Origin of the sequence: Acidovorax sp. (assembly GCF_021287135.1) — a bacterium.
Taxonomy (GTDB): domain Bacteria; phylum Pseudomonadota; class Gammaproteobacteria; order Burkholderiales; family Burkholderiaceae_C; genus Acidovorax.
The window spans coordinates 18902-37566 of the sequence record NZ_JAJTBB010000061.1; the positions used below are offsets into that span (position 1 = coordinate 18902).

General features: G+C 67.5%; 17 protein-coding genes. 15 read left to right on the forward strand and 2 right to left on the reverse strand.

Annotated features, from left to right (window positions below):
- Positions 1 to 7: 7 nt before the first annotated feature.
- The 15 genes from narJ to LWW96_RS14140 all read left to right on the forward strand — a co-directional run bounded on the left by narJ (position 8) and on the right by LWW96_RS14140 (position 17272).
- Positions 8 to 718 (forward strand): nitrate reductase molybdenum cofactor assembly chaperone, encoded by a 711-nt coding sequence (gene narJ / locus LWW96_RS14070; protein WP_291488010.1) that lies wholly within the window; start codon positions 8 to 10, stop codon positions 716 to 718.
- Positions 715 to 1449, forward strand: a complete 735-nt coding sequence (narI, locus tag LWW96_RS14075; protein WP_291488012.1) for a respiratory nitrate reductase subunit gamma — start codon at positions 715 to 717, stop codon at positions 1447 to 1449. Before narJ ends, narI begins: the two co-directional genes overlap by 4 nt.
- 148 nt (positions 1450 to 1597) lie before the next feature.
- Positions 1598 to 2422 carry a peptidylprolyl isomerase gene (locus tag LWW96_RS14080; RefSeq protein ID WP_291488043.1) on the forward strand — a complete coding sequence of 275 codons (825 nt, stop codon included), beginning with the start codon at positions 1598 to 1600 and terminating at the stop codon, positions 2420 to 2422.
- A 30-nt stretch (positions 2423 to 2452) separates the two neighbouring features.
- Positions 2453 to 3130, forward strand: a complete 678-nt coding sequence (locus tag LWW96_RS14085; RefSeq protein WP_291488015.1) for a carbonic anhydrase — start codon at positions 2453 to 2455, stop codon at positions 3128 to 3130.
- Positions 3131 to 3228: 98 nt separating this feature from the next.
- Positions 3229 to 5658: an adenosylcobalamin-dependent ribonucleoside-diphosphate reductase gene (locus LWW96_RS14090; RefSeq protein ID WP_291488017.1), complete on the forward strand. Its 2430-nt coding sequence runs from the start codon at positions 3229 to 3231 to the stop codon at positions 5656 to 5658.
- Positions 5655 to 6986 (forward strand): NnrS family protein, encoded by a 1332-nt coding sequence (locus tag LWW96_RS14095; protein ID WP_291488019.1) that lies wholly within the window; start codon positions 5655 to 5657, stop codon positions 6984 to 6986. Before LWW96_RS14090 ends, LWW96_RS14095 begins: the two co-directional genes overlap by 4 nt.
- Positions 6987 to 7013: 27 nt before the next feature.
- Positions 7014 to 7694: a nitroreductase gene (locus LWW96_RS14100; protein ID WP_291488021.1), complete on the forward strand. Its 681-nt coding sequence runs from the start codon at positions 7014 to 7016 to the stop codon at positions 7692 to 7694.
- 49 nt (positions 7695 to 7743) lie between these two features.
- Positions 7744 to 8160, forward strand: coding sequence for a ribonucleotide reductase subunit alpha (locus tag LWW96_RS14105; RefSeq protein WP_291488023.1), 417 nt, complete (start codon positions 7744 to 7746; stop codon positions 8158 to 8160).
- A gap of 7 nt (positions 8161 to 8167) precedes the next feature.
- Positions 8168 to 8728: a hemerythrin domain-containing protein gene (locus tag LWW96_RS14110; RefSeq protein ID WP_291488025.1), complete on the forward strand. Its 561-nt coding sequence runs from the start codon at positions 8168 to 8170 to the stop codon at positions 8726 to 8728.
- A gap of 82 nt (positions 8729 to 8810) precedes the next feature.
- A complete protein-coding gene (locus tag LWW96_RS14115) occupies positions 8811 to 10826 on the forward strand; it encodes a tetratricopeptide repeat protein (protein WP_291488027.1) in 2016 nt (671 codons plus the stop codon).
- Complete coding sequence (locus LWW96_RS14120; RefSeq protein WP_291488029.1) at positions 10709 to 11110, forward strand: hypothetical protein; 402 nt, start codon at positions 10709 to 10711, stop codon at positions 11108 to 11110. Before LWW96_RS14115 ends, LWW96_RS14120 begins: the two co-directional genes overlap by 118 nt.
- A 61-nt stretch (positions 11111 to 11171) precedes the next feature.
- Positions 11172 to 12578 (forward strand): UDP-glucose/GDP-mannose dehydrogenase family protein, encoded by a 1407-nt coding sequence (locus tag LWW96_RS14125; RefSeq protein WP_291488031.1) that lies wholly within the window; start codon positions 11172 to 11174, stop codon positions 12576 to 12578.
- On the forward strand, positions 12575 to 13540 hold the full coding sequence (locus LWW96_RS14130) for a UDP-glucuronic acid decarboxylase family protein (protein WP_291488033.1): 966 nt from the start codon (positions 12575 to 12577) through the stop codon (positions 13538 to 13540). The genes LWW96_RS14125 and LWW96_RS14130 overlap by 4 nt, the downstream gene beginning before the upstream one ends.
- Positions 13541 to 13656: 116 nt before the next feature.
- Positions 13657 to 14733 carry an AbrB family transcriptional regulator gene (locus LWW96_RS14135; protein WP_291488035.1) on the forward strand — a complete coding sequence of 359 codons (1077 nt, stop codon included), beginning with the start codon at positions 13657 to 13659 and terminating at the stop codon, positions 14731 to 14733.
- A 109-nt stretch (positions 14734 to 14842) separates the two neighbouring features.
- Positions 14843 to 17272 carry a tetratricopeptide repeat protein gene (locus tag LWW96_RS14140; RefSeq protein WP_291488037.1) on the forward strand — a complete coding sequence of 810 codons (2430 nt, stop codon included), beginning with the start codon at positions 14843 to 14845 and terminating at the stop codon, positions 17270 to 17272.
- A gap of 33 nt (positions 17273 to 17305) precedes the next feature.
- Here LWW96_RS14140 and LWW96_RS14145 read toward each other — a convergent pair whose 3' ends face one another.
- Both LWW96_RS14145 and LWW96_RS14150 read right to left on the reverse strand, forming a co-directional pair.
- The gene (locus tag LWW96_RS14145; RefSeq protein WP_291488039.1) at positions 17306 to 17608 is read right to left on the reverse strand and encodes a DUF3567 domain-containing protein; all 303 of its coding nucleotides are present in this window, start codon (positions 17606 to 17608) and stop codon (positions 17306 to 17308) included.
- 198 nt (positions 17609 to 17806) lie between these two features.
- The coding region (locus LWW96_RS14150) for a DUF3108 domain-containing protein (RefSeq protein ID WP_291488041.1) at positions 17807 to 18665 on the reverse strand (859 nt) is incomplete at its 5' end.

The window sequence follows — 18665 nt, forward strand, 5'->3', positions numbered from 1 at the left end:
AATCACCATGTTCAAGAAGAACCCGACCTCCGTGCGCCTGACCCTGCGCGCCCTGGGCTACCTGCTGAGCTATCCCGATGCGCAGCTGCGCAGCGTGATGCCGCAGCTCATCGACGCGCTGCAGGCCGAGCAGGCCCTCACGGCCGAGCGCATGGACGAGCTGAAGGCCGTGTGCCAGCACCTCGCCGCGCTGGACCCGCTGGAAGCCGAAGCCCGCTACGTGGACAACTTCGACCGCGGCCGCCAGACCTCGCTGCACCTGTTCGAGCACGTGCACGGCGACTCGCGCGACCGCGGCCCGGCGCTCATCGACCTGATGCAGACCTACGAAAAATCAGGCCTGCAGTTTGAGGCCGACGAGCTGCCCGACCACCTGCCCGTGGTGCTGGAGTTCGCCTCGACCCAGCCGCCCGAGGTGGCCAAGGAGTTTCTGGGCGAAATGGCCCACATCCTCAACGCCTTGTTCAGTGCGCTGGTGGCGCGCAACAGCCCCTACGCCAGCGTGATTGCCGCGGTGCTCGAAGTGTCGGGCCAGCGTGTGCAGTCGGTCGCCCTCACACCCGAGCCCGCCATGGACGAGGTCTGGGCCGAGCCCGAGGCCTTTGGCGGCTGCAGCACGCAAGGTCAGTCCAAGCCCGGCAACCTGCGCGACGGGCAGCCCGTGCACTTTGTTCGCAACGCCCGCACCGAGCGGGCTCCCCAAGGAGTCTCAGCATGACCACCCCCTGGATCGATACCCTGCTGTTTGGCATCTACCCCTACATCTGCCTGGCCGTGTTCTTCATCGGCAGCTGGGCGCGGTTTGACCGCGACCAGTACACCTGGAAGAGCGATTCGTCGCAGCTGCTGCGCACCGGCAGCCTGCGCTGGGGCAGCAACCTGTTCCACATCGGCGTGCTGTTTCTGTTCTTCGGCCACACCTTCGGCATGTTGACGCCCCACGTGGTGTACGAGCATTTCATCAGCGCTGGCAACAAACAGCTCATGGCCATGGTCTCGGGTGGCATCGCCGGCCTCTTCGGCTTTCTGGGCGTGTCCATCCTGCTGCACCGCCGCCTGTCGGACGCACGCATCCGCGCCACGTCCAAGACCAGCGACATCGTGCTGCTGTTCCTGCTGTGGCTGCAGCTGGCACTGGGCCTGGCCACCATTCCGCTGTCGGCCCAGCACCTGGACGGCTCCATGATGATGAAGCTGGCCGAGTGGGGCCAGCGCGTGGTCACCTTCCGCAGCGGCGGCGTGGAGCTGCTCGCCGAAGCGGGCTGGATCTTCAAGGCCCACATGTTCCTGGGCATGACGATCTTCCTGGTGTTTCCCTTCACCCGCCTGGTGCATGTGTGGAGCGGCTTTGGCACGCTGGCCTATGTGCTGCGCCCCTACCAGGTGGTGCGCGCTCGGCGCCTGAATCTGCCCGCAGGCCATATGCAGCCGCAAGACCGCCGCGCCTGAATCCCACCCTTTTTGCCAGGAGTACACCATGAGCGGATGTGGAACCGGAGGCTGCGGCTGCAGCACCGCCCCTGAGATCGGCAGCCCCGGGCTTGCCAGCACGCTGACGCCCGCCCAGGCGGCGGCCTATGAGGCGCTGGCCGCGGCCATGGCGCAAGCTCCGGCGCCCGCCGGCGGTGCGGCGGAGCGGGCTGGCGAGGGCGGCCCGGCGGCGGAGATTGCTCGCGTCAATGGCGTGGCGTTGAACGGCCCCCACGAATGGCTGGAGGAAGAGGCGCTGCGCCAGCGCGCCTGCACCGAGCTGCTGCGCCAGGCGGCGCAGCAGGCCGGGCTGCTGCCGGCCAGCGATGTGCCGGGTGCGGAAGGTGCCATCAGCGTAGAGGCCTCCGACGCGATCGAGCGCCTGCTGGAGCGTGAGCTGTCCGTGCCTGACCCCTCGGAAGACGCCTGCCGCCGTTACCACGAGGCGCACCCGGTGGCCCATGCCCAGGGCGAGCGCGCGCAACTGCGCCATGTGCTGTTTGCCGTGACGCCCGGCGTGGATGTGAAGCAACTGCGCCTGCGGGCCGAGGCCCTGCTGATCGAGCTGCGCTGCGCGGACGATGGCGGAGCCCAGTTTGCGCGGGCGGCGGCGCAGTGGTCCAACTGCCCGAGCGGCCAGCAAGGCGGCGAGCTGGGCTGGCTGACCCGCGCCGATTGCGCGCCAGAGTTTGCCCGCGAGGTTTTCGGCGGCAACGAAATCGGCGTGCTGGCCCGGCTGGTGCACAGCCGCTTCGGCCTGCATGTGGTGGAGGTGGTGGCGCGGGATCCCGGCCGCCAGCCTGCATTCGAAGAGGTGCGCGCGGCGGTTGCGCTCACCTTGCGGCAGCAAGCCTGGGTGAATGCGCTGCGGCAGTATCTGCAACTGCTCGCCGGTGCCGCCCAGGTGGAGGGCGTGGCGCTGGACGCTGCCAGCTCTGCGCTTGTCCAGTAGCGACCGCTCGCTCTGCCACGGACCGCGCCCATGCCCGACGAGCTGCTAGACCGCCTGCGCCAATTCCACAATGACGCCTTTCCCCAGTACCGCGAGCAGTTTCAGGCCCTGGTGGATGAGGGGCAGCACCCCACGACACTGTTCATCGGGTGCTCGGATTCGCGCCTGGTGCCGTACCTGCTGACGGGTTCCGGGCCGGGCGAGTTGTTTCTGGTGCGTAACGTCGGTGCGTTTGTGCCGCCGTACGACGGCTCGCACGGCCACCATGGCACCACGGCGGCCATCGAGTTTGCGGTGCTCAACCTGCAGGTGCGGCGGATCGTGGTGTGCGGCCACAGTCATTGTGGGGCTATCAAGGCCATGTATGGTGAGGTCTCGCCCGAGGCGCCCAACCTGGACCGCTGGCTGGATCTGGGGCGCGAGGCGTTGCTGCCCATGTCGCCGGGTCCGGAGGTGCTGCGCCGCACCGAGCAGCGCGCGGTGGTGCTGCAGCTGGAGCGCCTCATGGAATACCCGATGGTGCGCGGCCGTGTGCAGGCGGGCCAGATCAGCCTGCACGGCTGGCACTACGTGATCGAGGAAGGAGAGGTCCATGTCTTTGACGTCAGCACCGGCGGCTTTGTGCCTGCCTCGCGCGCGGACAACAGCGGGACCGGGCCTTACCACCCCTATGTGGAGCACGACGGGCAGGTGCTGGTGGATGAGTAGCGCTGGGGCGGCTTGCCATGCGCCTGCATTCGGAGTGGAATGAGCGCTTCTTGACGGACCTCAACACCGTCTCCAGGTGAAACCCAAATCATCGGCCCATGAAACGCGAACCCCAGCCCCCCCTCAGCCCCGTAACCACCCTGCAGCCCATCAGCCTGGACGTGCTGCGCGAGAAGTACCTCAAGCCCGGCGAGAGCTCTGCCGACGAGCTGTACCAGCGCGTGGCCCGGTCCCTGGCATCCGCAGAAGCCGAAGGCCTGCGCGAGAAATATGAAACATTGTTTCTGGCCAACCTGAAGGCCGGCGCCATTGGCGCGGGCCGCATCATGAGCGCGGCCGGCACCGACATCCAGGCCACGTTGATCAACTGCTTTGTGCAGCCCGTGGGCGATTGCATCCAGGGCGTGGACGACGAAGGCTATCCCGGCATCTACGAAGCGCTGCGCGAAGCCGCGGAAACCATGCGCCGCGGCGGTGGCGTGGGGTACGACTTCTCGCGCATCCGTCCTAAGGGGGCGCATGTGAAGGGCACGGCTTCCATGGCCTCCGGCCCGTGCAGCTACATGAACGTGTTCGACCAGTCTTGCTCCACCGTGGAAAGCGCGGGCGCCCGCCGCGGCGCGCAAATGGGCGTACTGCGCATCGACCACCCCGATGTGCAGGAGTTCATCACGGCCAAGCGCACGCCGGGCCGCTGGAACAATTTCAACGTGTCGGTGGGTGTGTCCGATGCGTTCATCGAGGCCGTGCAGAGCGACGCTCCCTGGGAGCTGGTGCACAAGGCGGCTCCCGGCGCCGCCCTGCGGGCCCAGGGCGCGCGCCAGCGCGCCGACGGCCAGTGGGTCTATGCCACCGTGCAGGCTCGCGCACTGTGGGACATCATCATGAAGTCCGCGTACGACTTCGCCGAGCCCGGCATTCTGTTCCTGGGGCGCATCAACGAAGACAACAACCTGCACTATTGCGAGCAGATCGCGGCAACGAACCCCTGCGGCGAGCAGCCGCTGCCGTCGTACGGCTGCTGCGACCTCGGGCCCATCATCCTGACCCGCTTTGTCCGCCACCCCTTCGGCTTTGGCGGCGTGGCCGCGTTTGACTTCGACGCGTTCCGCCAGGCGGTGGCTCTGCAGGTGCGGGCCCTGGACAACGTGCTGGACGTGACCTTCTGGCCGCTGCCGCAGCAACGCGACGAGGCCATGGCCAAGCGGCGCATCGGTGTGGGCTTTACCGGCATGGGCAATACGCTGGCCATGCTGTGCCTGCGCTACGACCTGCCCGAGGGCCGCGCCATGGCGGCGCGCATTGCCGAGTACATGCGCGATGCCGCATACGCAGCGTCGGTGGAGCTGGCGCGCGAGAAGGGCGCGTTCCCCAAGTTCAACGCCGACGGGTACCTGGCAAAGGGCACCTTTGCCAGCCGGCTGCCCGAGGCCCTGCAGGCCGCCATCCGCGAGCACGGCATCCGCAATAGCCACCTGCTGTCCATCGCGCCCACCGGCACGGTGAGCCTGGCCTTTGCCGACAACGCGTCCAATGGCATCGAACCTCCGTTCTCATGGATGTACAAGCGCAAGAAGCGCGAGTCCGACGGCAGCACCACCGAGTACGCGGTGGAGGACCATGCCTGGCGCCTGTACCGCGAGCTGGGCGGCGACGTGGATGCGCTGCCCGACTACTTCGTGTCGGCGCTGGCCATGTCCGCGCAGGACCACATTGCGATGATGGAAGCGGTCCAGCCCTTTGTGGACACGGCCATCTCCAAGACCGTGAACATCCCGGCGGACTACCCGTACGAGGATTTCAAGGACCTGTACCTGCAGGCGTGGCGCGCGCGGCTCAAGGGCTTGGCCACCTACCGCCCGAACGCGATCTTGGGGTCGGTGCTGGAGACCCATGCCGAGCCGCCAGCCCCCCCTGCGCCCGCAGCGCCGCCCGTGGACCCGATGCGCACCGTCATCGAGAGCCGGCCCCAGGGCGGCTTGTCGGCCGTGGCGGAAAAGCTGGAGTACTGGACGCAGGAAGGCCACAAGACGCTGTACCTGATTGTCTCGTTCCTGCCCGTGCCCACCGGCGTGGGCAACCGCACGGTGGACCGGGCCATCGAGTTCTTCATGCCCGTGGGGCAAAGCGGCGAATCGCAGCAGTGGATCACCTCCAGCATGCGGCTGCTGTCGCTGGCAGCCCGCGGCGGCTTCCTGGAACGCGCGCTGTCCGACATGCGCAAGGTAGCCTGGGACCGGGGGCCGGTGCGCCTGGGGCAGCACCGCAAGGACGACGGCACCCTGGTGCCCATGTGGCATGACTCCGAGGTGGCGGCCATGGCGTACGCCATCCAGAACATTTTGGCGCGCCGGGTGGCCGATCCCGTCCAGCAGCAGCTCCCACTGGACGAGCCCGCGCCGCCGCCTGCGGCAGTGCCGCAGGCCATGGTAGGCAAGAAGTGCAGCGAATGCGGGGCGCATGCCGTCATCCGCAAGGACGGCTGCGACTACTGCACGCAGTGCGGCCATCTGGGGACGTGCGGGTGACCTTGCCTTCGTCCATCCCGGTGCGGCCCGTTGCGGGCAAGCCCTCGCCTGAGGCTGTGGCGCTGATGGACAAGCGCTGGCGCTGGCGCTACCTGATGCTGGCGCCCCATCGGCTGGGATTTTTCCTTGCCATGGTGGTGCTTGTGGCCTCGGGGGGCTGGTGGGCGCTGGTGCAGCTGGCGCGGTCCACCGGATGGGACGGTGTCTATTACGCCCTGTCGCCCACCACGGTGCATGCCGCGGTGATGGTGATGGGGTTCATCCCGCTGTTCTTTGCCGGTTTCCTGTTCACGGCGGGGCCCAAATGGCTGGGCGTGGAGCCGCTGCCGCCCCGGAACCTGCTGGCGCCATTGGCGGCGCAGGCGGCGGGGTGGCTGCTGTGGCTCGTGGGTGCGCATTGGCGCATCGGCGCCGCATTGGCCGGGCTCGCCCTGGCGGGCGCCGGGCTGGCGTGGATGACCGCGCTGTTTGCCGGCCGCCTGCGCATCAGCCGGGTGGAGGACCAGTTGCACGCTCGGGTGATTGCCGCCGCCTGCCTGGTGGGGTGCCTTTGCCTGGCCGGCTTGTGGCTGAGCCTGGCTGTTGGAACGCAGGCGTTGGCCCGTGCATTTGTGTACACCGGCCTGTGGGGCTTTGTGGTCGTGGTGTACGTGACCGTGGCGCACCGCATGATCCCGTTCTTCACCTCCAGCGCTCTGCCGCTGGTACAGGTCTGGCGGCCTTCGTGGGTGCTGTGGTTCATGCTGGCGGCTGCGCTGATGCAGGCCGCTGCGACCTGGATCGAACGGGCGAACGTGCCCTTGCAGGGCTGGGGGCCGCCGTGGACGCTGGTGCTGGGAACCCTGCAATTGCTGGTCGGCGGTGTGCTCGTGTGGCTGGCCGGGGTCTGGGGGCTGGTGCAGAGCCTCAAGAACCGCTTGCTGGCCATGCTGCACATCGGCTTCTTGTGGCTGGGGCTGTCGTTCCTGCTGGCGGGCAGTTCCCACTGGCTGGCATGGCGCTACGGCATGCCCGTGCTGGGCTTGGCACCCTTGCATGCGCTCACCATGGGGTGCCTGGCCTCGCTGATGCTCGCCATGGTCACGCGGGTGTCCTGCGGCCACAGCGGCCGGGCGCTTGTCGCCGACCGCATCGCCTGGGGGCTGTTCTGGATGCTTCAGATGGCCGTGGCGCTGCGCATTGCGGCCGAACTGCCGGGCCTCTTCGGCGTGGCCTGGGCTTGGGTGCTTCCGGCGGCGGCCTGCCTTTGGGCGGTCACGATGGGCCTGTGGGGCGCACGCCTGGGCTGCTGGTATGGCTGCCTGCGGGCAGACGGCCGGCCGGGTTGAGAGCGCTGGTACTGGAAGGAACTTGCAATGGCTGTCATTCCCTGGCCCTTGAAGAACGTGCCGCGGCACGGCACGCCGGCCTCCTCCGGAGCTTCGGCGCCGGAGGAGACTGCAGCCTTGGCCAGCGCGCTCATCCAGTCGCGCCAGACCATCCTGCCCAAACGGCTGGCCGCGCCGGGGCCTACGGCCGGGGAGCTTGCGCAGATCCTTTGTGCTGCGGCCCATGCGCCCGATCACGGTCAACTGACCCCGTGGCGCTTTGTGCTGGTGCCGGCGGCGGCGCGGCCGGCGCTGGCCGACGTGTTTGCCCAGGCCTTGCAGGAGCGCGATGCGTCCGCAACCGCCGAGCAGGCCGAGCAGGCGCGAGAAAAGGCGTACCGGTCCCCGGTGCTCCTGTTGGTGGTGGTCGATGCGCAGCGCGGCGATACCGAGGTGGATGCCGCCGAGCGCCTGGTCTCCGCGGGCTGCGCGGTGCAGAACATGCTGCTGATGGCTACTGCGCAAGGCTATGGCTCGGCGCTGACCAGCGGCAAGGCCCTGAAGGCGAACAGCCTGCGCGCGCTGTTCCAGCTGGCGCCCAGTGAGCAGGCCGTTTGCTTCATCAGCATCGGCACCGTGGCTTCGCGCAAGGCGGCGCGCGCGCGCCCTGCGGCCACGGCCTATGTCAGCACCCTGGACCCCCACCAGGGAGTGGTGCCCGGGTTCTAAGCCGGTGGCCCTTGATTCCTTTTTGCCTGAGTTGCACGAGAACCTTGCCATGCAGATTTCCAGTTTCGACGACCTTTTGCGCGCCGCGCGGTTGCAGCCCGAACCCCAGCGCCTGCTGTTTGTGTTCGCTGCGGTCGAGCTGCCGGACGACGCGACGCCTGCCCAGCGTGCGCGCTTCCAGGCGGGGGAGGGCGGGGCCCTGGTTCCGTTGATGTGTGTTGACAAGACGCCGGACGAAGTCGCGTCGTTCGGCGCGCTGGTGGAGGAGGCGCGCCAGTTCACGGCCCCAGGCTGCGACTGGGCCATGGTGTTTGCGGCAGCCCTGTCGGGAACCTTGGACAAGGCCCCCACCAGTGCCGATGCCGAAGCGCCCTTGCAGCGCATGGTGGACGCGATCAAACGGGGCGCGCATGGCACCTTGATCCCGTTCGACCGCCAGGGCCGGCCCGTGCATCTGGGTGAATGAGGTCGTGATGTCTTCGTCACCCGCCGTGCCGAACAGGCATCTCCCCGGTTTCAGCGCGCCGGCTGTGGGGTTTGAAGAGCCCTTCGCCATGCTGGAGGCCTGCCACGAGCGCGTGCAACGCACGCTGGCCTTGCTGGAGCGTTTGCGCGACCACGTCCGCCAGCACGGAGCCGACGGCAATGCCCGCCAGGCGGCCCGCGATGTGCTGCGCTACTTTGACATCGCCGCCCCGCTGCACCACGAGGACGAGGAGCTGCACGTGTTCCCGGCCCTGCTGGCGCAGGCAACGCCCGGGATGAGGGCGCTGGTGGAGCGGCTGCAGCAGGACCATGTGGCCATGGCTGCCGACTGGGCCGCCGCGCGCCGCCCGCTGCTGGCCCTGGCCGAGGGCCATGAACAGTCCTTCTCGGAAGGGGATGGCGTGGTGCTGGACCGGTTCGCGGGACGCTATGCCGACCATATTCGCACGGAGGAAGACCAGGCTTACCCGGCGGCGCTCTCCGGCGCCGAACCCGCCGCGCTGGCGAGTATGGGGCGCGAAATGGCCCGGCGGCGCGGAGCTGGCTGATACACTCGTCCGCCCTGCCGGCTGGCGTTGGCGTAGCCGTTCCTTCTGACGCCCGCCGCCGATCTCAAGCCGGGTCGCCGCAATGCGGCGGCTGGCAGATTGCGCGAGCGCCGCGGTGTGGCCGGTTGCCAGGCGCTGCGGTGGAGTCACTCTCTTGACGGAAGCAAAAAAGACTAATTTCGGTCAGCCCTCTGCGGCCAGCCGTGCGTCGACCGGCCTGCCCAGTTTCAAGTTCTCGCTGCCGGCGACCTCCTGGACACCGCAGGTGGCGAGCGCGCCCGCTGCGGCAGAGCTTCCGGACGATGCGGTCGCCTGCAATACCCGCGGCAACGATTGGCTGCTTGCCAATCGGCCCCAGGATGCGCTGCGGGCCTACGACCGCGCGATTGCCTTGCGCCCCGACTATGTCGATCCGCACTTCAACCGCGGCAATGCGCTGCTGCGCCTGCAGCGCCGTGGTGAGGCGCTGGAAGCCTACGACCGGGCCATTGCGCTGTCGCCCAGCCTGGTGCTGGCGCACTACAACCGCGCTACCGTGCTGCAGGCGCGGGGCCGCATGCCCGAGGCGCTGGAGAGCTACCGCACCGTTGTGGCGATGGACCCGGGGCATGTGCAGGCGCGCTTCAATCTGGGAAGCTGGTTGCTGGACAACCAGCAGTTCGAGGAGGCGTTTGCACTTCTGGATCCGCTGGCTGAACAGGCGCCGCAGGTGCCCGAGGTGCACAACAACCGGGGAACCGCGCTATTGCGACTGGGCCGGTATGCAGAGGCTGCGTCCAGCTTTGGACGGGCACTGGACCTGCGGCCACAGTACGCCGAAGCGCTGAACAACCGCGGCGAAGCCTATTGGCAGATGCGGCAGTGGGACCTGGCCATGGCCGACGTTCGCCAGGCAGTAGGCTTGCGCCCTGACCAGGGTGCGACTCGCTTCCTGCTGGGCAGGATCTTGCGGGAAATGAAGCGCTACGACTTGGCCCTGGAGCAGTTTTATGAAGCGCGGCAGCTGCAGATGCACAATCCCTTGTTGGCATGCAGTATCGTTGCAGTGAAGCAGCACAGCTGCCAGTGGGAAGGCCTGGGCAGCGAGGTCGCGCAGTTGGAGCAGGCGCTGAAAGCGGGCACGGCGGAGGTAGAACCCTTCGTTGCCTTGTCGTTGTGGGACGATCCCCTGCTGCACAGTATGGCCGCCCGGCTGCAGATCGATAATCGGCGGAAGCCGGCCGCCGATGCCCTGGGCCCGATCGGTATCGATGAAAACCGCCCGGCCGGCAAGATCCGCGTGGGCTACTACTCGGCCGATTTTCGCAACCACCCCGTCGCGCAGCTGATCGTTGAACTGTTCGAACTCCACGACCGCGAACGGTTTGAGTGGTTCGGCTTCTATGTGGGGCCGGACGTGCAGGACCCCCTGCGGGCGCGTGTGGAAGCGGCGCTGGACCACTTCATGGACGTGCGCGAGCGCAGCGACCAGGAAATTGCCCAGCTCTCGCGGGACCTGGGCATCGATATCGCGGTGGACCTGATGGGCTTCACGCAGGACAGCCGCCTGGGCTGCTTCGCCTACCGGTGTGCGCCGGTGCAGGTCAGCTACCTGGGCTATCCGGGAACGACCGGCGCCGGCTACATGGACTACGTCGTGGCCGACCGGGTGGTCATTCCCCCTGAGGCCCGGGACCACTTTGCCGAGAAGGTGGTCTACATGCCCCATTGCTACCAGGTCAACGATTCGCACCGCGAGATATCGGATCGCAGCTTTGCGCGCGAGGAACTGGGCCTGCCGGCCACGGGCTTCGTGTTTTGCTGCTTCAACAACAACTTCAAGATCCTGCCGCCCACCTTTGACGGCTGGATGCGCATCTTGCGGGCCGTGGAAGGCAGCGTGCTGTGGCTGTTCGAGGACAACCCCCTCGCTGCGGCCAACCTGCGCCGCCATGCCGCGGCACGGGTGTTTCCGCGGACCGGCTGGTGTTCGCTTCGCGCATGCCGCGGGATGAGCACTTGGCGCGCCATCGCCTGGCCGATCTGTTCCTGGACACCTTGCCCTACAACGCCCACACCACCGCCAGCGATGCCTTGTGGGCGGGGCTGCCGGTGCTGACCTGCATGGGCGCGTCCTTCGCCAGCCGGGTGGCTGCCAGCCTGTTGGACGCGGTAGGCCTGCCGGAGCTGGTCACCTCGACGCAGGCGGCCTTCGAGGCCCGCGCGATCGCGCTGGCGCACGACCCTGCGCAACTCGCGGGCCTTCGGGAGCGGTTGCGGAACCAGGGGCCGCAGTCGCCCCTGTTTGACACGCCCCGCTTTGCGCGGGATATCGAGTCGGCCTTTGTGACCATGCAGGACCGCCGGCAAAAAGGGCTGCCTCCCGAAGTGATCGACGTGTGACGGCTCCAGTGCCCCAGCCCTTCCGCCAGACTCCGGTCTGCGTTTCTTTTTTTGTTTGCCCATGAATCTCACTGTCTTCGGAACCGGCTATGTCGGACTCGTCACGGGCGTGTGCCTTGCGCAGCTGGGCAATGACGTGCTGTGCGTCGACACGGATGCTGCCAAAGTCGCTGCCCTGCAGCGCGGAGAGGTGCCTATCTATGAGCCCGGTCTGGCGGAGCTGATCGACAGCAATGCCCATGCAGGCCGCCTGGCCTTCTCGACCGATGTGGCGCAGGGCGTGGCGCATGGCGAGGTCCAGTTCATCGCGGTCGGGACGCCCTCCGCCGAGGATGGCAGCGCGGACCTGCAGTACGTTTTCCAGGTGGCGCGGGCCATTGGTTCCCACATGACCGGCTTCAAGGTCATCGTGAACAAGTCCACCGTGCCCGTGGGCGCGGGCGATGCGGTGCATGCGGCCGTGGCTGCCGCCCTGGCCGAACGCGGACGGCCTGGGGGCGCCGAGGCCACTGCGGAATTCGCCGTGGTATCCAACCCCGAGTTCCTCAAGGAAGGCAGCGCCATCGACGACTTCATGCGGCCTGACCGCATCATCGTCGGCTTCGGCGATACCCCGGCCGAGCAGCGGGCGGGCGCAGTGCTGCGCGAGCTGTACCGGCCTTTTGCCCACGGCCACGACCGCGTGATCTGCATGGACCGCCGCAGCGCCGAGTTCACCAAGTACGCGGCCAACGCCATGCTGGCCACGCGCATCAGCTTCATGAACGAGATGGCGCGCCTGGCCGATGCGCTGGGGGCCGATATCGAGCCCGTGCGGGTGGGTATCGGTGCCGATCCGCGCATCGGCGACAGCTTCCTGTACCCCGGCGTGGGTTATGGGGGAAGCTGCTTTCCCAAGGATGTGGCGGCGCTGCAGCACATGGGCGGACAGGCCGGCCTGCCGATGCATGTGCTGGCCGCGGTAGCCCGCGTCAACGAAGGGCAAAAGCAGCTGCTGGCAGAACGCCTGGTGCAGCGGCTGGGCGCCGACCTGTCCGGGCGCCGCATTGCGCTGTGGGGCCTGGCCTTCAAGCCCAACACCGACGATATGCGCGAGGCCTGCAGCCGCGTGCTGGTGCGTGAGCTGCTGGAGCGCGGCGCGCAGTTGCAGGTATTCGACCCTGTGGCCATGCACGAGGCACGCCGGTGCTTCGCGCAAGACCTGCGCGACCAACCCGCGCTGCTGTCGAACATCCACTATGCGCAGGACCCCCTGGGCGCCGCGAGCGGGGCTGACGCCTTGCTGATCGTGACCGAGTGGCAGGTCTTCCGCAGCCCCAACTTCGCGGCCTTGCGGGCGGCCTTGCGCCAGCCCCTGGTCCTGGACGGCCGCAATCTTTACGAGCCCCAAGCCCTGCGGGCGCTTGGTTTCGACTACGTGACCGTGGGGCGCAACGTGCCCGGTACGGCCATCGGAGGTGCTGCATGACATCGCGCGGCCCCACTGAAAAGAAACGGGTGCTGGTGACGGGGGGCGCGGGCTTCCTGGGCTCCCATCTGTGCGAACGCCTGCTGGCAGACGGCCACGCGGTACTGTGCGTGGACGACTTTTCCACGGGGCAGGAGCGCAACATCGCCCACCTCCAGCATCGGCCGGACTTTCGCTGGTTGCGCCACGACGTCACCCAGCCCATGGATGCCGAGGTGGACTGCATCTACAACCTGGCTTGTCCCGCGTCGCCGGTCCACTACCAGGCCGACCCGGTGAAAACCCTGCGCACGAGCGTGCTCGGTGCGATGAACCTGCTGGAGCTGGCCCGCCGCCAGGGCGCCGTGATCCTGCAGACCTCCACCAGCGAGGTGTATGGCGATCCTTCGGTGCACCCCCAGCCGGAATCCTACTGGGGCCATGTCAATCCCATCGGGGTGCGCTCCTGCTACGACGAGGGCAAGCGTTGCGCGGAGACGCTGTTCTTCGACTACCGGCGCCAGCACGGCGTGCGCACCAAGGTAGCCCGGCTGTTCAACACCTACGGGCCCCGCATGCGGCCCGACGACGGGCGGGTGGTGTCGAACTTCATCGTGCAGGCCTTGCAGGGCACGGACCTGACGGTCTATGGCAACGGGACGCAGACCCGCAGCTTCTGCTATGTGGACGACCTGGTGGAGGCCCTGGTGCGCCTGATGGCCACGCCGGATGACGTGGCCGGCCCCGTGAACGTGGGCAACCCGGGCGAATTCACCATCCTCGAACTGGCCGAGCGGGTGCTAGCCCTCACCGGGTCCAGCGCCCGCATCGTCCACCGGCCTCTGCCCGGTGATGACCCGCGGCAGCGGCAACCCGACATCACCCTGGCCCGCGCCGTGCTGGGTGGCTGGGAACCCACCATCGACCTGGACGCCGGACTGCGCCGGACCATCGCCTTTTTCCAGCAGACCGGCGGTGCGTGAGCTGCGGCCGGCAGCCGCATGAAGCGGCCGGCCCTGCGCACCGCGCGGCGGAATCCGCCGTCCCGCTGCCTTCTTCTGCCTTTTCTGCCTTCTTGTTCCTGCCCGACCGAGCTTCCATGGCCCTGCTGTCCGCACGTTCCTCCCTGCGCATCGTCGCCACGCTCCTTGTGGCCTGGGCGGCTGCGGCGGCCTGTGTGGCGCTGCACACGCCGCTGCCGTGGATGATCGGCCCCTTGCTGGCCACCTCCCTCGTGTCGATGGGCGGAGGCCCTACGGAAAGTTGGGGCCCGCTGCGCAATGCGGGGCAGTGGACCATTGGCGCAGCACTGGGGCTGTATTTCACCCCTGAGGTGGTGGCGCTGATTGGCGGGCTTTGGTGGGCCATCCTGCTGGGCGTTGCGTGGGCGCTGGCGTTGGGCTGGCTGTTCGGGGCCTGGTTGTACCGTGTGCATGCCCCGCGCATGCACGGAGTGCCCGCGTCCATGCTGCGGGCCACCAGCTATTTCGCTGGCGCCATTGGCGCGGCGTCGGAGATGACGCTGCTGTCGGAACGCGAGAACGCACGCACCGATCTGGTGGCCGCGAGCCACAGTCTGCGGCTGCTCATCGTGACCGTGACCATTCCGTTTGCCCTGCAATGGAGCGGGCTGCACGGCCTGGACATCCTGCCCCCCACGGTTCGCGTCGTCAGCCTGCCCGGCCTGGCGTTCATGGCGCTGCTGACCGGTGCGGGGGCGCTACTGATGGACCGGCTGGGGCGTGCGAACCCCTGGTTCATGGGCGCACTGCTGGTGTCCATGGGGCTGACCATGGCGGGCGTGGGACTGTCCGCGGTGCCCCAGCCCTTGGTCAACGCAGCCCAGCTGGTCATCGGCGTGAGCCTGGGCGTGCGCTTTCGTGCGGATTTCATTCACACCGCGCCCCGATGGCTTGCCTCGGTGGCGCTGGGCACGCTGGTGCTGATGGGGGCGTGCGCGCTGTTTGCCGCCGCGCTGGCCGGGGCGACGGGCTTGCCTTGGGTGACGCTGCTGCTGGGCACTTCTCCGGGCGGCATCACCGAGATGGCCATCACCGCCAAGGTGCTGCAGTTGGGCGTGCCGGTGGTCACGGCGCTGCAGGTGTGCAGGCTGATCGCCGTGCTCATGCTCGTGGGGCCGCTCTACCGTCGCCTGTATCCCGCAGCGGGGCGCTGACCCGGGGGCGGGAGGCCCGGCACGGCACAATCGCAGCGTGCACCGGCTCGCCCGAAGCGTGGGCCGTGGTTGCGTCTTTCCCCGTTTCACCTGCGCCACCGTTCGGACCATGAACATTCACTACAACTTGGGCTTTCGTCCTCCCCAGGCCTCTCAGGACCAACTGGCTGCCTGGCTGGAAGAGGCCATGCAAGCCCATCAACAGGGGCAGCTCGCCCGGGCCAACCAGCTCTACAACACCATCCTGAAGAATGACCCCAGGAATGTGGGCGCGCTGCACATGCAGGGCGTGCTGGCCTACCAGGCAGGCCATCTGCAGATGGCGGTGGATCTCATCGGCCAGGCGATCAAGCACGGCCCGGACGACCCTGCGCCCCACGTCAACCGCGCTCTGGCCTTGGGGGCCCTGCAGCGCCACGAAGAGGCCCTGGCGCATTTCGAGCGCGCCATCGTCCTGCGCCCGGATTTTGCGGCTGCTTATGTCAACCGCGGCATCACGCTCAAGGAACTGGGGCGGCTCCAGGAGGCTCTCGCCAGCTACGACCGGGCCCTTGCGCTGGAGCCCCAGCTGGCGGCGGCGTTCAACAACAAGGGCAACGCCTTGCGCCAGCTGGGGCGCGCGGACGAGGCGCTGGAGTGCTACCGCAAGGCCTTTGCCCTGGACCCGCAGGATGTGGATGCCTGCCAGAACATGGGCGTGCTCCTTGCGAATGCAGAGCGGCCGGACGAGGCACTGCGCTGCTTTGACCAGGTCATTCAGATGCGGCCCGGGCATGCCGAGGCGCACAACGCCAAAGGGGCGATTCTGGCGGGGCGGGAACAGTGGGAGCAGGCTATCTCGCACTTTGAGACCGCCATCCGGTCCAACGACAAGCTGACCAATGCGCACAAGAATCTCGGGTCCGCATACCGCTCACTTTTCCAGTGGGACCCTGCGGTTCGGGCTTTTCAACGGGCGGCGCAGTTGGCCCCCGCAGATGCCGATATTTTGTCGCTTCTTGCCTTTTCGTTATTGGATGCGAATAAATATCAGGAGGCCATGGATATTTATGATCGGGCGAAAAGACTCCAGCCTGAGACGCCGGATTCCCTTTTGAATCGTGCAGGACTGCATGCGCGATTCAATAGGTTCCAGGATGCAATCGCAGATTATCAGGCAGCCTACGATATAAAGCCAGAAATTCGGTACTTGCTGGGTAATATCGTGCACGGCAAAATGAAAAGCTGTGCCTGGGAGGGGCTCGGCGATATGCTCAAAGCATGCGAATCCAGCCTTCGAGAAGGCGAGATGCGTGTTTCCCCATTCATCGCGTTGTCCTTGTTTGATGACCCGGCACTGCATCTGCAAGTCGCGAAGAAAGAAGTGGAGACGGAATACCCCCCATCTTCGGCGCTCGGCGCCCTCAAACCCCGTGCGCGTGGCAACAAGATTCGGGTGGGCTACTACTCGGCAGATTTGCACAGCCATGCAACCGCGCATCTCATGGCGGAACTCTTCGAGTGCCATGATCGCAATCGTTTTGAGTGGGTTGCATTTTCTTTCGGCCCCCCGGCGGCCGATCCGATGCGAGACCGGATTGCAGCGAGCTTTGACCGGTTTGTTGACGTGCGCGAACTCGGGGGTGCCGAGATCGCCCGTATGTCGCGCGATCTCGGCATCGACATCGGGGTGGACCTCAAGGGGTTCACCTTGGACAACCGTTTCCGCATCTTCTCCCACCGCTGCGCGCCCATTCAGGTCAGTTACCTGGGCTATCCCGGCACCACGGGGGCCGATTACATGGATTATGTGATTGCGGACAAGGTCGTGGTGCCGCCCGAGGCGCAGGCGCATTTCACCGAAAAGGTGGTGTATATGCCCCACAGCTACCAGGTGAATGACTCGCAACGTGCCATCAGCGAACGCGTGTTCACGCGCAGTGAACTGGGGCTCCCTGAATCGGGGTTCGTTTTTTGCTGCTTCAACAACAACTACAAAATCATGCCGGCCGTGTTTGACAGTTGGATGCGCATCCTGCACGCGGTGCCGGGCAGTGTGCTCTGGCTGTTTGAGGACAACCCTTCCGTGCCGGAGAACCTGCGGCGTGAAGCGCAAGCCCGGGGGATCGCTGGCGACAGGCTGGCTTTTGCGCCACGCATGGCCTCCGACTTGCACCTGGCCCGCCACCGCCTGGCCGACTTGTTTCTCGACACACTGCCCTACAACGCCCACACCACCGCCAGCGACGCCCTGTGGGCGGGCCTGCCGGTGCTCACGCGCCTGGGAGAGTCGTTTGCGGCGCGAGTGGCGGCCAGCCTGCTGCACGCGGTGGGCCTGCCGGAGCTGGTGACGCATTCCGCCGCCGAGTACGAAGCCCTGGCCATTCAGCTCGCGACGAACCCGGCCCAGCTTTCAGCGCTGCGGGGCAAGCTCCAGACGCAAAAGGCGCAGTCCCCCCTCTTCAACGGCCGTCAGTTCGCGAGGGACCTGGAGGCCGCGTATCAGGCCATGCAGGAGCGGCATCTCCAGGGGTTGCCACCCGATGTGATCGAGGTTTAGGGCGCTGGCTGGCTGCCCGGGGCGCTCAACGGCTCAGTGCACCACCACCGGGTTCTGCGCCAGCCCAGCGTAGCGGTCCAGCGTGTCCTCGACTTCTTCCTGCGTGGGCGTTTCGCGCTGCCATGCCAGGATTTGCTGCTGGAACATCTCTGCCCAGGAGCCATCCAGGTACACCTCCTTGCCGGAGCGTTTGTCCACGATCTCGAAGCCGTGACGGGCCAGTTGGGGAACGGCGGGGGCGGTGTCGTTGAGCGGCTGGCCGCCGCTCTGCTTTCCGGGGGCATCGGGCAGCATGTGGACCACCACGAAGGATTCTGAGTCGTAGAGCATGTGCATCGTGTTCCCCTTGTCGATATAGACCTTAGATGACAGCGTGGGTGCAGAGTTCAAGGGCGCCGGTCCCGGGTGCGCATCGACGCCATTCGCTCCTGCTGCGGCCCAGTATTTCATGAAACGGCCGGGCTGGCGGGCGGGTGCGGTTTTTTTGGCGCGTTGGCGTGTGCGTGCAACAGGTCGGTGCACAGGTGCCGGGCGCTACGGGGGGCTGGCGGCGCGCAGCAGCAGGTCGGCAAAGTCGCCGTTGGCCTGGGTGATGCGGATGCGCACGGGCAGGTAGCCCAGGCTGGGCGCGACCCACAGTTCCGCCTTTTGGTCGTAGTCCTTGCGAGGCAGCCGCTGCAGCTTGAGCGTGGCGGTGGGGCCGGCGGGCAGGTCCAGCGTGTCCGGCCCCTCGATGCTGAACGTCCAGCGGTCGGCGCTGCGCGCACTCACCGTGGTGAGGGTGATCTGGGTCCCCGGCACAAAGCGCCCCGGGTCTGCGGCCAGCAGCGCCCCCAGCTGGAGAAAGACGCTCAGGCGGTCTTGCGCGCCCGGGCCCACGGCAGCGTCCGGCGTGTTGGCGCTGAAGGTGACGCGTCCCTTGGCGGCATCGAAATGGGCGGCTTGCTCGCTGCGGGCGCGGTCCGAAAACCGCTCGGGCTGCAACCCCTCGGCGGTGATGGCGCCCACGCTGCGCTGCGCGCGCGTGCCCACCAGGAAGGCGCTGATTTCCTGCCGCGCTTCATAGCGGCTGCCGTCGTGCTGCCACACCAGTTCGGCACGGGCGCTGTACGAAAACTTCTTGGCCTGCCCGCTCACGTCGAAGCTCAGACGGGTGGGTGGGGGCACGCGCACGAGCGGCGCCGGGGTTCCTGGGGCAGGCGGGGCGCGGCCGCCGGGGGGCGTGATGTCCACGCCCCCCGCGGTATCGGGCAGCGGCGGGGCGGACGCGGCCGTGGCCGGGGGCGGCGCGGGCGGCTCGGCGGCTAGAGGGGGCTGCGTAGCGGCGGCCACTGCGGCCGTATCTTCCGGCGCGGCGGCCGACGGGGGATCCGGCAACGGGGCGGCTCCCGGG